The organism is Bradyrhizobium sp. BR 1432 (assembly GCF_051547705.1).
Lineage (GTDB): Bacteria > Pseudomonadota > Alphaproteobacteria > Rhizobiales > Xanthobacteraceae > Bradyrhizobium > Bradyrhizobium zhanjiangense.
This window is the reverse complement of record NZ_JBPUGF010000003.1, coordinates 703675-717556: the sequence shown is the minus strand read 5'-3', so window position 1 is coordinate 717556 and position 13882 is coordinate 703675. Positions and strand designations below refer to the sequence as shown.

General features: G+C 56.9%; 9 protein-coding genes and 6 pseudogenes. 12 read left to right on the top strand and 3 right to left on the bottom strand.

Annotated features, from left to right (window positions below; all coding sequences use genetic code 11):
* Nucleotides 1-434: 434 nt before the first annotated feature.
* From ACSKB8_RS03525 to ACSKB8_RS03500, 6 genes and pseudogenes are all read left to right on the top strand, one after another.
* Complete coding sequence (locus ACSKB8_RS03525) at nt 435-854, top strand: SET domain-containing protein-lysine N-methyltransferase (RefSeq protein WP_438102525.1); 420 nt, start codon at nt 435-437, stop codon at nt 852-854.
* A 379-nt stretch (nt 855-1233) separates the two neighbouring features.
* Nucleotides 1234-1485 (top strand): annotated as a pseudogene (locus ACSKB8_RS03520) (8-amino-7-oxononanoate synthase); the annotation flags it as partial.
* Nucleotides 1376-2010, top strand: a pseudogene (locus ACSKB8_RS03515) (dethiobiotin synthase). The pseudogenes ACSKB8_RS03520 and ACSKB8_RS03515, both read left to right, overlap by 110 nt.
* A pseudogene (locus tag ACSKB8_RS03510) lies at nt 2010-2366 on the top strand (aminotransferase class III-fold pyridoxal phosphate-dependent enzyme); the annotation flags it as partial. The pseudogenes ACSKB8_RS03515 and ACSKB8_RS03510, both read left to right, overlap by 1 nt.
* A gap of 1464 nt (nt 2367-3830) precedes the next feature.
* Nucleotides 3831-4579, top strand: a pseudogene (panC, locus tag ACSKB8_RS03505) (pantoate--beta-alanine ligase); the annotation flags it as partial.
* A gap of 388 nt (nt 4580-4967) precedes the next feature.
* Nucleotides 4968-5366, top strand: a complete 399-nt coding sequence (locus ACSKB8_RS03500; RefSeq protein ID WP_438102523.1) for a hypothetical protein — start codon at nt 4968-4970, stop codon at nt 5364-5366.
* 13 nt (nt 5367-5379) lie between these two features.
* Here the strand turns inward: ACSKB8_RS03500 and ACSKB8_RS03495 are convergent, their stop codons facing one another.
* Complete coding sequence (locus ACSKB8_RS03495; protein ID WP_438102521.1) at nt 5380-5673, bottom strand: hypothetical protein; 294 nt, start codon at nt 5671-5673, stop codon at nt 5380-5382.
* A 545-nt stretch (nt 5674-6218) separates the two neighbouring features.
* Here ACSKB8_RS03495 and ACSKB8_RS03490 point away from each other — a divergent pair.
* The 5 genes and pseudogenes from ACSKB8_RS03490 (at nt 6219) to ACSKB8_RS03470 (ending at nt 11773) form a co-directional block, all read left to right on the top strand.
* On the top strand, nt 6219-6815 hold the full coding sequence (locus tag ACSKB8_RS03490; RefSeq protein WP_438102519.1) for a GNAT family N-acetyltransferase: 597 nt from the start codon (nt 6219-6221) through the stop codon (nt 6813-6815).
* Nucleotides 6816-8432: 1617 nt separating this feature from the next.
* Nucleotides 8433-8609, top strand: coding sequence for a hypothetical protein (locus tag ACSKB8_RS03485; protein WP_438102517.1), 177 nt, complete (start codon nt 8433-8435; stop codon nt 8607-8609).
* A gap of 857 nt (nt 8610-9466) precedes the next feature.
* Nucleotides 9467-10272, top strand: a pseudogene (gene thyA / locus ACSKB8_RS03480) (thymidylate synthase).
* A 348-nt stretch (nt 10273-10620) separates the two neighbouring features.
* Complete coding sequence (locus tag ACSKB8_RS03475) at nt 10621-11220, top strand: hypothetical protein (protein ID WP_438102515.1); 600 nt, start codon at nt 10621-10623, stop codon at nt 11218-11220.
* 196 nt (nt 11221-11416) lie between these two features.
* Nucleotides 11417-11773, top strand: a complete 357-nt coding sequence (locus ACSKB8_RS03470; protein WP_438102513.1) for a hypothetical protein — start codon at nt 11417-11419, stop codon at nt 11771-11773.
* A 54-nt stretch (nt 11774-11827) separates the two neighbouring features.
* Here ACSKB8_RS03470 and ACSKB8_RS03465 read toward each other — a convergent pair whose 3' ends face one another.
* Nucleotides 11828-12163 (bottom strand): hypothetical protein, encoded by a 336-nt coding sequence (locus ACSKB8_RS03465; protein ID WP_438102511.1) that lies wholly within the window; start codon nt 12161-12163, stop codon nt 11828-11830.
* 175 nt (nt 12164-12338) lie between these two features.
* On the opposite strand from ACSKB8_RS03465, the pseudogene ACSKB8_RS03460 reads away from it, so the two are divergent.
* Nucleotides 12339-13064 (top strand): annotated as a pseudogene (locus tag ACSKB8_RS03460) (IS5 family transposase).
* Nucleotides 13065-13480: 416 nt separating this feature from the next.
* Here ACSKB8_RS03460 and ACSKB8_RS03455 read toward each other — a convergent pair.
* Entirely contained in the window at nt 13481-13864 is a 384-nt protein-coding gene (locus ACSKB8_RS03455) for a hypothetical protein (RefSeq protein WP_438102510.1), read from the bottom strand.
* Nucleotides 13865-13882: the final 18 nt, after the last annotated feature.

Genomic DNA, 13882 nt, shown 5'->3' with positions numbered 1-13882 from the left:
CGTATTAGTAACTATCTTCGTAGGGAGGTATCGCTTGGTAACGGCTAATCTATGCTCTGCCTCGCGCTAAATGGCGGTCCGAGTTATGTCCTGGCCGTGGGAAGTCCCTTTTGGCAGCTAGGCGCCGTGATGGGCGAACACCGCAGGCGCGGTGACGTCTACTGCCTGTCGATCTCTTGAATTTCCGCACCACGGGGATGATGAATAATGCGTTCGAGAGCCAAAGTGTCTCACGTTGGTGAGAATGACGGGGAGCCGACTTTCGATAGTCGGCACTGTAAGTGCACAATTCGCTCTGCGTCGTCATCTTCTCTTCGATCAGACTACTCCGCGCGTTCCTGGTCCACACGCTGTAGCCATACGGTCAAATGATCGCATCGTCAGTTGTGAACCTGAAATAACGAACAAGGCTCAACACCAACAGGGCAGCCGCAATGATCGATAAAGTACTTGATCGCAGCAATAGCATGTATGTCAAAATGGTGCCCCGAAAAGGCCGCGGGGTTTTTGCGAATATTCCATTCAAAGTTGGAGACCTGATTGAACGTGCTCCAACTTGGGGGTTTGATGAAAATCAAGCCAAACTGCTAGATCGTACGGAAGTCTTGGAGTACTACTTCGTCAGGCATCATCGGCTTTTCAAGGGTGAATCTCCGACAGGCTACGTTGTTTTCGGTTTAATCTCGATGGTGAACCACTCGTTGAACCCAAACGCTCAAATACTGTGGACCGATACGGCGAGCGGCGCGTGGGCAGACATTGTGGCAATAAAGGACATAAAAGTGGATGAGGAGATCACGCATCGCTATGCGAATATCTCTGCTTATCCTCAGACTATAACGTTTGTCGAGTAACGCGCAAACGTCTTGACTGGCTTTGACGTGCCATGGCCGAGAAGCGACGCGCGCCCATACCTAGAGAGCGAACTTGCCGAGATAGGGGGGCTACGGTCGTGACAGCCATTCGACTGCCTGATCACCAACGAGGCTGGGAATCTCCACACGGAGGCGAGGCCAAAACCTGGCGCGGGCTTTGCACGCACTGTGCGGCGCGACCTCGCCAAAATCAAGATCCGAGCCTACTTGACGGCGGCCGCTACACACGTCAAGCGGCGTTCCGCGGCTCCCCTTGCATTTATTCTCCGTTGGAGTGTCGATACTGGGTCTTTTCCAGCGGCGTTTGCTGGCACGAGCCCGGCTCGTGGCGAGCGCGCCGTCTCACACGGACGGCGGTGCGATGCGGCTCGCCTCTGCGTTGCAGGATCGCGACTTCGATAGTCGTGGAATTGGGTCGCCAACGGTGCCGGCGGGAACAGCGCGCCTTCGAATTTCTCTGACATTAAACGTCACTGAGGATGATGCGGTGTCGACGGTCGATGCCCTCGTTGCGGAGACAAAGGGCGAGGGGCTCAACGAGTTTGCGTATCGTGGTGGCCGGTACAGATGCTGGGATTGGGAAGACCGTGTTCGCCGCAGGCCAGGCTGATCTTCTCGGCGCGAGTTATTGGAAGCCGATACAGGCTGGGCTCGAAGGAGAGACCGATACCGAAACTGTCTCAAGGTTAGCGCGCCTCTCACCCGACCGGATAGGGCCAGAGCGGTACCGTCTTCGAACGGCCGTATCGCATCAGTCCGCTGAAATTGACGGAGTTTGCATTGACGCCAGGTCGATCGATCTGCCGGACATGTGAGAACGGCCTTTCGACATCGAAGGGGCCGGCGGGCTCATGGTGCCGCCCATCGGAGACACGCTCTACGTTGACCTCTTCGAGACGTGGCGGCTTCCGGTCGTGCTTTGCGCAGGTACCGAACTCGGCACCATTAATCATTCGTTCCTATGATCGAGGCCCTTCGAAAGGTCGGCGAACGCAACCCTGAAGCTCAAACTGCAGTTCGTGAGATTGGCCGTGTGCGCTGGTTAGGGCGATTGTCCTGGCTTTCTCTTCTCACGCCAGACGCGCTTCAGAGTGCATTCAATTGCTCGTTCCGCGCTGACGATTTCAGTCGATAATGTCAACCTGCAAGTCGGCAATCTGGCATCCGTTTACGCAGCACGCGCTTCAAGACAAGATGACGAAGATCGTGCGCGGTGATGGCGCTTACCTTTACTGTGCCGACGGTCGATCTATCATGGACGCAATTTCGTCCCGGTGGGTCGTAACACACGGTCATTACCATCGACATATAATGGGCGCCATCCAGCAGCAGGCGAGCAACCTCAATCAGATCGTCCTTGCGGGTTACACCCACGAGCCAGCCGAGGAGCTTGCGGCGCAGCTCTTGCAGCTCACGCCGCCTGGCCTTGAGCATGACTTATTCTCCGAAAGCGGTTCGACAAGTGTCGAAGTGGCACTGAAGCGTCGCCTTGATGCACGAGCACGCCATTGAGTTTCGGGCTGGACGCGCGTTTCGCGAAGTTCGTCGGACCGGCACCATTACAGCGCTCGATCTAAAAACGAACGAGGCTATCTCACCGGTTCGGTTCGAAGCTCCAGGCCCTCTTCAAGGATCGAAATCTGCTCCTGCGTTCGCTGGGGAATACGATCTACGTGATGCCACCCTTGCTGCGTTAGACCTGCAGATTTTGATCAGAGTTATGCCGCGATCAGGGAAGCTGTCGATCTGTTCGCTTGGCGCATGGCGGGCAAGAGCTGCGAATTGAAATGATCCGCTTGAGGTGAAGTACCTCAAGTACGGGCAGATAATTGCAGGATTTGCGCGGCAGAATGCTGCTCATCGCATTATTTAAGAGCAAAATATCAGTTACACGTCGGAAAACCTGGCGCACATGCTCGTCATAGGGCGGCCGCGCCAAGAAGGCGCGCATCAGAGTCATTCTGCTGTGCCCGCTGGTTCTTGCATACCCGAGAGTCGGAATTGGCGACGCCGCACGTGATGTGCGGGCGCTGTGACGTGAAAGTGGAGAATGCATGGGGCTCGATCTAGGGGGCGCCGATAGGAGGCAAAGATGCGCAATACCTCTCACGCTTTCCATGGTGGTTCAGGAAGGTGCTGCGCCGTTTGTGGCGGGAAGTTCGGGCTGATCCGCTACTACTGCTGGCGAAAGGCGCTTTGCTCTAAAAGGTGCGTCGACCGCTTCAAGGCGCGGCGGGAGGCCGATCAAAAATGGCTGCGCTGGTTGCGAGCAGCTTGATAACTGGCACTGGATTGGCCCGGCCGACAGTGCTTTAGCCCGGCGATGCATTGCCGTAAATGCCCACCCGGAGTGGTATGGAGGATCAACTGACACGGACCTCAGCAACAATCATCGATTTCAATGCCTACAAGTTGAACAAGCGTGCGGCGGCTAAGCGGTCATCCAGTCGGGTTTGCGCGACGGCGTCCAATGACGCCCTCACAACTTACTATTTCTTTTGGCTTTCTCTCGCTTGGATCCCGTTTGGCCTGATGGGTCTGCCTGCGTCTGAACGGAGCTCTTCCTGATCAATCTACAGGGACGGCCGTTAGCGATGCTGGGAGAAGCGGCTTGGATTCATTTGTCGGCATTTGCTGCAGACCGGCTGCGATATTAAGCGGCTGGTATTGGCCACGAATGGCTTGCGAACCCTAGCCGGCCCATGCTCTCCGGCACTCGCATCGATCAGCCTTGCCGAGGTAGGCGGCAAGGACGCCCAGGACTCCTCCTGAAGCGGCCGAGTAGGGTCCTGCGAAATTAGTTTTTTCGGGTTCTTCGGGAGGCGCTGGCGCGCTGGGCGGCCGTCAGGGCACATTCCCGGGGAGTCACGAATTATCGGCTACCCGAACAGCTTCGTGAGACCATTGCAAACTGGAAGGTTCCAACTCGAGCGGAGCGAGGACAATACGCGGACAATAACGACGATCGTTCAGCTACGTCGCCCTGGGCGAGGCTCGCAAAGGCGGTAAACGCATCGGCTTTGTTCCGACGATGGCCTACGTGCACGAGGGGCATCTCACGCTGGTAAAAGCGAGCCGTGCACAGTGCGATTTCACCGTTGTCAGCATTTTCGTCAATCCTACTCGGTTTGGGCCGAAAGAAGATCTGAGCACCTACCCCCGTGACTTTCCGCGTGATCAGAAGCTGTGTCGCGATGCTGGACTTTCGATTCCTTTTGCGCCGAGCTCACAAAGAATCTATCCCACCCAATTTGAGACTTCATCGAGCCAGGCGAACTCGCGAACCCGTTATGCCGGTTTTCCGTCCCGGGCATTTTCGCGGGGTGGTAACGGTAGTGTGTAAGCTATTCAATTTGGTGCAGCCGGATAACGTGTATTTCGGACAAAAGAATTTCAACGATGCGCAGTCGCTCGTCGGATGGCTGCTGATCTCAATCTTTCGAGATCATGATCGTACCAACTGTGCGGGAGTCAGATGGGCTCGCAATGAGTAGTCGCAACCGCTATCTCTGGCGGGAAGAGCGTCAGCGCACGCTGGCTATCAGCCCGGCCTGTTCGCAGCAACGGATGAGTGTCGCTCAGGAGCGCGCGACGTAGGCCGGCTCATCGCGACTGCTAAGAGGCATTTGGCAAGCGTTGACCGGCTGCAGTACCTTGAGCTGGTCGACCCCCATACTCTGAAGCCTCCTGAAAGTCCTTTGCGGCGAAGCACGGCATCGTCTGGTCGACGGTGCCAGCGAGCGCCTAACGATAATGTCTTCGAATCCCACGATTCTTCGCCTCGCTCCGCGCAATCGCCTCGTTGAAATGGTTATATGCGTTGGCCGGTCGCCGATGTCGGTCTGACCGCGTCCAGAGCTTCGCAGAGGTTGCTGCACAACCGTGTAACGCAGGGCCACACCTCACTTGAAAAAATGAGCGATTGACGCAGCGCTTCTTCTTCGTTGGATTGCGAAAAATGGCCGTGCGAAAATCCGCACGGCCAAGTCAGGGAGGAATCGCCCCAAAGGGCGGCTGAAAAGAGCGTAGAGTGAGTATCGATACTCACTGGAAGCTCCAAGCCTGCGCCTACGGTCAAGTCGCGCAAGCCAAATGTTGGAATATCCCGTTTTCGTGCTGGTTGGGCGCGACTTTCGTGTGTGCTTCGCATGTTTTATGCAAATTGGAGGCTTGAGATGCAGCTATTCTGTGGGGGAGAAATCCCAGCTTCTCGAGTTGGAGCGGGCGTACAAGGCGAATTTTGTATCATTCATGGTGACGCAGCAGGCGCTGAGCGATCAGGTGGATGATCTCGGACAGATTTACGACCGCATTCGCCGGGCAATCGCGAAGATCATGTCCGTGGCCGACGCGCAAGCGCAGGTTATGGAAATCCGGGCTGAAAAAAATCGGCAGAAGCTGGTCTGGCTCATTGGACTTGCAACGCTGCTCGCGGGCCTGTTCCGTGTGCTCTCTTCGGGCAGCGCATTGCCAAAACCGTCGCGGGCATGACCGCCGCCATGCGTCAGCTAGGTGAGGGGCGCTTCGCTGTGGTTTTGCCGGCCTTGGACGAAAAGATGAGCTCGGCGATATGGCCGAAGCGGTAGAAATCTTCAAGCTGAGAGCTCGTGAGAAGATGCAGGCGGAGCTTGAGGCTAAGGTCGAACAAGACCAGACTGCTGCCGATCAGCGTAAGGCCGACATCGCTCGGCTGGCGGGCGAATCCGAAGCAGCCGTAGGGCAGGTGATCGAGTCCGTTTCGTCCGCCTCGAGGGAGCTGGAAGCCTCCGCCCGGCGCATCCGACGACGCGTCCGCCAACGTTCAACGCCTGGCGGCTCCGACAAGTGAGATGTGCTATAGTGAAAATCGTCACGGAATCTGCGGAGCTGGGCGCCCTGCAACAAACAATCTGCGCATCGTGAATCTTAGAGAACCGGTTTTCCGGTTGCGGTGAAAAAGAGTTCGTCTTCGACTGGCTTGGTCGCTTGTTCTCTGAGACTATTCGTTCGTCAATGGTGCTTGCCAGAGAGGAGCACTGATTGACTGGAATGAGGCCCTTGGAATTCCGACAGGTATGCGCGACAAGAACATAGTTCGTGGTTTCGCTAGCGTCATTTGGGGGCGGGCGTTCAATCGAATGCTCCCAAGCCTTCATCAAAAGTTCGCTGGGAGGCGTCACATCCACTTTGAAAGTTCTCGTAGTCCATGCACGCGACGCTAATGCCTGTCGTCTCCAACAGTTGTGAACAGAGGCGTCATCTGAACGTCAATATGGAGGCATATCTGCCTAGCGATGCATGCCGCGGCACCTTCTCGTCTATGCGGGTGCTGCGGTACCTGTTCTGGTTGAAGGAGCTTGTGACATGGTGACCACGCGTGAAGTGTCTGTCGATGACGCCATAACCGTGACCCAGATGGTTGGGGCTCTACTTACTGAAATCGAGGCCGCCGACGGGCAGCCCAAACCGGATGCTCAGCTGGTTGCCGACCTGCTCGCGATGAAAGAGCGCGTTTATGGATTTCTCTCTTTTGCCGAGGAGCGTGCTGTGGGCGTCATCATGGTATCGGAAAGCGCCTCCCTTTTTGCGCGTGGAACCTACGGCATCATCACCGAGCTCTACGTCGTACCGGATCAACGCTCGTCTGGCGTCGCGATGGGCCTCATCGAGGCGGCCGTGGCCCTCGGTACGGCAAAGGGCTGGGGGCAACTCGAAGTCGGGGCGCCCAAACAACCGGTGTGGAGCCGGAGCCCGAATTCAGCGTTGTATTTGAAGGCTGGCTTTGCAGAAATGGGTCCGCGCCTCAAGTTGCCGCTACACGACATAACTAGTTCACGGCCCCGGGCTAAGCCTCCGACCGGATCGCGATTAGAGGCTAGGCGGCGGCATACGCTCCACCGCCGCATTCCCCACTCAGCTCTTGCAGGAGCAGGTTGGCCTGCGCCTAATTTAACCTGGTGAGGTTTGCAGGGCTGGTTTGAATAGGGCCGACAACTCGGGCAGCGGCCGGTGCCAGGCCTGCTACACTCCATGGAGTGGATGCCCGCCGGCATGTGGCTTTCAGCGCCGCGACTGGCCTTTGTGTATCGTTCCGGATCCGGGGAGCCGCCATAGCGCGGGCCGGAAGAAGCTGGAAAGCGATCTCCAGGGCCACGGGCGATGACGTGTGCCCGATCGCACGGATCTTCTGGATGGCGGACCTGCCGTCCAGGGGAGATTCGCCGCGGCCCATGAGCGGGGCCTGGAGGCCTTCTCGAAGTGGTAGCAACGCTTCGGTCGCGATACGCGATCAGATTGTGGGAATTGCGCAGCAATAGCTTTCAGGAGGATGGAGGAGGACGTTGCTCGGGCTTTCTGACTTTCAGAGCACGCCTTTTCGTGGTCGCGGTCAGTTTTTTGGTTCTGGATTTTGCGGGTTGTTTAGGGCGTGACCGCTCAGAAGATCCAATTGACTCTCCCTCTTGATTCGTTTTCATCCGTCCCTCTCTAACGAACAGGCTTACGCCCGAGTGAATCATCAAAACATCAGGAGTTCGAGACCACACAAAGAATACTCCGCGCATTTCGGAGCCCTCGGCGTGGCGCGGACGTTTCACTGCCGCCCTTCAAGGGACTTCCGGTGTTCGACAATCTGCTAATGGGGCTGGGCAGCTGATGCCTAAGCAGGTTCGCTGATCACTCCCGGGGAAGGTTACGGATATTTACGCGTGATTGGTGCTCCGTGATATCGACATCGCGCGCCGCATCCGAGAACGTATCTCGAATCTCGCGTCTACGAGTTACCACCGTGGCCACTAATTCGCTTTCCGACATTACATCTGGCGGCATCGGTGGAACAAAGTTCAACCATCAGTGTTCGGGGGTAGCGGAAGCTTTTTCAGTCTTGCGTCGGCCAAAACGCGCCCGCTAGGAACTCATCTTGTGTCCACCGCCTCAGCGCGTCATCGTTAAGCCTCGAGTTGACCAGGACATTCCATTTCTCACCTGCCTCTTTCCACTTCGTTCTCCGATCCGGAAGATTCCGCAGCAACGGGAATGCGCTCGTTGCAATCTCGCTTGCCTCTTTGTCTTCAGCAGCCTCGCGGATCACCTCTTTGAATATCTGCTCCGGGAAGATCCATCCGGCGCCGTGAATTGGTCGGCAAATGTGTATTCGAATGAACCGCAAAACGCGACGGCGGCTAAAGCATCCTCGTACTCCGTGCCTGCACTACGCACGTCAAACCATTGCAGCAGTCGTCGAACAGCGGCAGCAGGGGAAAGCTGGCGATCACCCATAGTCAGAGATACGAACATGTACGCGATGTCGATTGAAGTTCGTCGTCCAGGGGCACGTACCAATAGCATCGAAAAATAGCAGAGCGCACGATCTAGCACGCTTGTCCACGTGCTGCCATAACTCTGAATGCAGTCTGATGGTCTGTCGACCAGCGGCCTACATAGCGCTGCACCTTTGCTGTGTCGCATCGATGGCGTTGTTGGCAGCTGCCCGATCGCGCCTCGTTTGCCGCTGCAGAATCACAGGCTCTGAACAGAAATGGGTGGAACGAAACAGGAAACACATGGTAAGTGCCATCGATGAAATCATTTCGGGCGGTTGTCCTCACATTCGAGGGCAAAATCACTCTGACGATCGATCTAATCTGCGCCACCGAGGACGACGCCAAGGCCCGCGCTGAGGACCTTCTCGAGGACGACCCTGTAGAACTGTGGGATGGCCCGCGCAGAATTGCCCGCTTTGAGCCGAAGCAATAACCAGTTTCGCAAAGTCACCGCTTCAAACCGCTACTCGGTAGGTGCGGGCGGTCTCGTCGGCCACATAAATGAACTGACAATCGCAATCCGCTTTGCAGAACTGTTAGGCCGACCGGCCTTCGCGCCCCGTCGGTCTCTTCCGACGGCGATATCTGGCGACTACCATTGCGGCGTTGCGACGCCGGAGAAAGCGCAAGAAGACTACTTGCCAGTGGCTTGTCAGACGTGTCTTCGACGCTCGCCCTGAGAGATTACTATGGCCGCCCGTTCCAGTGAAGCAAGGAAGGCGCGGCGCCCTTCTGTTATGACCCAGTGCCCGAATTCTTGCGTAACTAACTTTTTCCCAAAAATATCGAGATCTGGCGCGCGCTCTGCAAGTCGCTTCATATGAGCCGACCACTCCGGACCGCTGGTGTAGAACACCGCTAGGTACTCCTTTAGGACAGCGAGAGTGGCGCGACCCTCCGGTTGCTCCGCGAGAATTGTAAGTATCGACAGTTGAAAACTCACATTCGTCAACCAAAACGCAGCGACACGAACACCGCACATATCAACGGCACCTGCTCGACGCCGCGCTCGGCTTCAAAACAGAAACATGAAAAGTAATGCTAATGCACGGAACGTCACGCAGTTTGGATGCAAGCTTAAACTGTCGTTTCAAATCTGGGGAGAGACCTTTTGACGTTATTCTTAGGCCGGGGTTCTTTGCTCACATGTCCGATTGCTACTGTTTCGCGAGGAACAGCCAATGGATTGAAGAACCTAGAGAAAACGCCGAGTGGCGGTCACGCCTACTATCGTAGCGAACTGCTGTTTGGAATCGCAGATTAGAAGGCCGTGCTCGTACGGTGGAAAAATTGCCGCTATTTCATCCCGAAGACCAATATCTCGAGTTGCTGCGAACGCTTCTGCACCGAGGTGTTGCGCGACGCACCGGCGTTGGCACTCTCTCGATCTTTGGTCACCAACTAAGATTCAAACTATCAGACGGCTTTCCACTCCTCACGACTAAGCGAATCTATTTCAAGGGGTGCGTTCACGAACTTCTTTGGTTTCTAAGCGGTGATACTAACGTCCGATATTTGCGTGAGAATGGCGTAACGATTTGGGATGAGTGGGCAGACAAGGACGGGAATCTTGGCCCTGTGTATGGAAAACAGTGGCGCGCTTGGGAATCGAATGATGGCCGCACCATTGACCAGATTTCCGAATTGGTGCGGGCTCTAAAGGAAAATCCGACTAGCCGACGTCTCTTGTTTACCGGTTGGAACGTCGGAGAATTGGATCGGATGGCTCTCCCGCCGTGCCACATGACTTACCAATATTACGTGGCGAGGGCAGATTGTCCGGCATAGTATTCCAGCGGAGCTGCGACGTTTTTCTTGGGTTGGGCTGGAATCTGGCAGAGGCAGCGCTGCTGATTCACATGTTGGCACAACAAGTCGGCCTCCAGCCTGGCGAGCTCATTTGGATGGGTGGCGATGTCCACCACTACAAGAACCACGTCGAGCAAGCTCGGCTGCAGCTAACCCGTCAACCTCGACAATTGCCGACGCTTCAGATCGATCGACGTCCGACCTCGATCTTTGATTATCGATACGAAGATTTCCAACTGCTGAATTACAACCCTCACCCCAGTATTGCCGCGCCGATAGCCGTTTAGCCCCAGATTTCCAATTGGAATTGGCGGCAAGCGTGTCGTAGCGCGTTGCTGGTGGTCGCGGACGACATTGACCGGCTCGAGCCGGGGCGGATCCGGATGGTCACCGACACATTAAGGCTAAGGCGAGCTTCCCGGGCCATGCTGGTGCTTTGCCATCGCGACATCGGAGAACAGGCCTTCGACGGCGGACCGCCCGTCATCACGGATGATGCCTCAGCGTCCTAACCGCGGTGCAAACCGGGGCGTCTTACCGGCATGCGCAACCGGAACTCAGGATCGGGACCGGCGTTCGTCTTAGTTGGCGGGAAGGACCCAGCGGTTCCTTCTGAATAGCGATGGAGTTCCAGCATGACCGTGATTGACCATCGGCACTTGCCGGACCACAGCAGGAGCGGCACGGCGAGGCCGGATCTCGTCGACGCGTTCATCGTGCTCCTGATCGCCACGGCTCTCGATATCTTCGTATTCTCGATGGCCACTCAATTCATCAGCAGTCCGGCATTCCAGAAGCTTCCGTCCTTCATCATGGACACCTACAGCGCCATCTGGACCAGCGTCGCTAGCGGGGTCACCGGCGTTGGATTGGCGCTGGTGAAGGCCATCAATCGCAAGCCCGGACAACATGCTCCGAACTATCTGCTTTACATCCTCGCAACGGCATTCGGCTTGATCGCGGCGATCGTACTACTCGCTTTCATTTCCCTCCGCATGGCGCCTGTTCCGACAGCCACTGCAGCCCCCTTACCTGTTGTCGACTACAAGGTTTGCAGCGGCGAGTATGAGCGCAACTGTCCGCAGGCGCACGACATGTACCAGTATTGCGGGTTTGACACCAAGGCATGGTCCGCCCAGCACTGCACTTCCAGCACGGTAGTCCGGCTCGACACAAGGTCGGGCAACAAGTGCGGCTATTCGACCGACAAGGTTATCTGCACCGGCCCGAAATAAAATCAGTCGGCCTGGCACATCATGATCCTTTCTGGCGCGACATGTCTGGACGCGACCGGGCCCGCAAGGTTATGAGCGGAGCTAGGATTGGTTTCGGCTCCGCCGCGCAAGTGCGCCGGTCCAGCCGACGGCCTATTCTCAAGGCTCTCGCCATTTTTGCTCTTCCCGATGGCCTTCTGCGGAGACAGACGAAAAAATGTCCCCCATGGTCACGTGCAATCAGTTCCGGGAGCAGTTCACGGATGCGTTGACCGGAAACAGGGAGGGCATTGCGCTCGTGTGGCTGTTCACCGGACCGAAACTGGAAAAGTTCGAAGTGCCGGGTATCCAGGCCGCGATTGGATGCACCGCTGACCGGATGTTCGAAGGCTTCGGAGCCACGCTGACTGAGACTGACGACAGCAACATGAGGCGGTATGCCCGGTTTTCGGCGGCCGCCGTGATGGCGATCGACCCCGGCTTCGACCACAGCACGGCGCTGCAATTCATGCCCGACTTCACCAAGGAGGCGCTCCGAGACGCCCGCGACATCGAGCTCCGCTACAAGGACTAGGGCATTCGCCGTTGCGGATTTGAAATTTTCGGCGGCGCTTTCAAAGGTCTTCCGCTAGAATTTCGGAACTGCTTTGTTGAAGGAAGGGTACACAGCATCCTCCTCGGCGTTGGACAATCCGAAACTGAGGAGGTTGGCCCGGGTGCCGGCGGAAAACGAGGGTCTTCTTTGTAGTCCTTCCTGGATTATCAGGAAATCGCCCTGACCAAGGTCAATCAGTGCGGTGAAGCTTGCAGACGAGCAGTCCGTGGTGAACTGCTTGCAGACCTCTTGAAATATATTGAGACGTACAGGATCTTTTGGGTCTTGTTGCCAACCTTCCGATGATACTTCCGGTGTAAGGAGGGTAGTCGAAACGATACTCGCCAAGCGGGGGTTGTGTGCGCTCATCCGGAGTCGACGCCTGCCTCCCTGAGGTCGCCCATTAATTCTATTGCTGCCATCCAAGATTCGTGGAGTGGCTTATTCGCGCGACATTCCGCGCAGGTATCCCCTGATCGAGCCAGCGCGTCTCGACATGAGCCGATATGATCTGACCGATTTCGAGTAGCGCGTGATCGAGCCGATGCTCCCCAACAAGCCGCGAGACGTGCCGCGCGTCGACGATCGCCGCGTGCTGAACGGCATCGTTTGGGTGCTGCGATCCGGTGCGCCATGGCGCGACTTGCCCGAGCGCTACGGCCCACGCACCACCTGCTACAACCGCTTCGTGCGAGGCGGAAGGCAGCGATCTGGGATCGGATGATGGACACTATCACCGCCGCTCCTGACGGCGACATCCAGATGATCGACAGCACCTCCGTTCGTGCCCACCAGTAGGCCGCGACGGCAAAAAGGGGATCGAGATCATTGTCTGGGTTCCCGAGGCGGCCTCACGACCAAGATCCACGTCGTCGTCGACGCGCAGGGGCCCCCGATCCGGCTTGGTCTGACCGCAGGACAGGCGCAGGACGCGCAGATCGCTGATATATCGCTCGACCATTTCTGGACGCGCACCATTGCTGGCGGACAAGGCCTATGATTCGGATCGCATGCGCGAATTGATCCAAGAGGAGGCGCCACACCCAACATCCCGCCGAAGAGTAACCGTCGCTGAAAGCCCTGCTTCAGCAAGCGGCTGTACCGTGAGCGCAACCTGATCGAGCGCTTCTTCTCCAAGCTGAAGCACTTCCGCCGGATCGCTATCGGCTACGACAAGCCCGTCGCAAACTTTCTCGCCATGGTCCAGCTCGCCCGCGTCCTTGGTGAGAGACGAACCTGCCCATTCGGATCTATCGGCCGGCTCGTGTGAACCACTTGTCCGCCCGAAGTCGATGACAATTCGGACACCAAGCCCCTGCGGCCCGGCGTCTCATTTCCCTAATTTCAATCGGGTACTCGACTACTCAGATCCCATATTGGCTGCTCACGAAACGGCTCTCGTTCTACGAAACATGGCGGGGCTAGACATTTCGGACCCCGTTAGCCTTGCCGTCGGGCAGATGGAGAACGCTCCCGGAGGGCCATCTGCGCCGTGGCCATTGATGAACACCGTCCGCAACCGCAGTGATGAGCCCCTAAGCATTACACTTCCGGAGGCGGTCAGATATCTAGCCATGGCTTCGGTAGTGGTCATCGCTACCTTTAGCGGCCGCAGGATAGACGAGATCCGCGGAATCACGCCCAATCCGTGCGCGGAAATTCCAAGGACGGGTTCTGGATCAGGACTTAAAGACTAATCGTCGAAAGGAGTTCACGCCATGTCCAGCTCTTGTCGCTATTGCCGTCGAGAAGCTCGAGGAACTCAGTCGCCGTGGGCGTGGTGAAGATCCGGACGCAGAGATCTGCAGGTGGGCAGCGATCGACGCGAACGATAAAGACCAAATCCGCACCATCAATCCGATCTGGGACCTGAACAACTTCGCAGCCGTCGTTCGGATATCTAAGACGAAAGATGGGAGAGTCTGGCACTTCACGCCACATCAGTTCCGTCGGTTCTTCAGAATCGCATATGTGTGGCGATACCAGCTTGGAGACCTTGGTGCGCTTTCTCACCATCTGCGCCACACCGATATCGTCGCGACGAGGCGTTATACCGATAGCTGAAGCCACGATTCTTCTCAAAGCAGC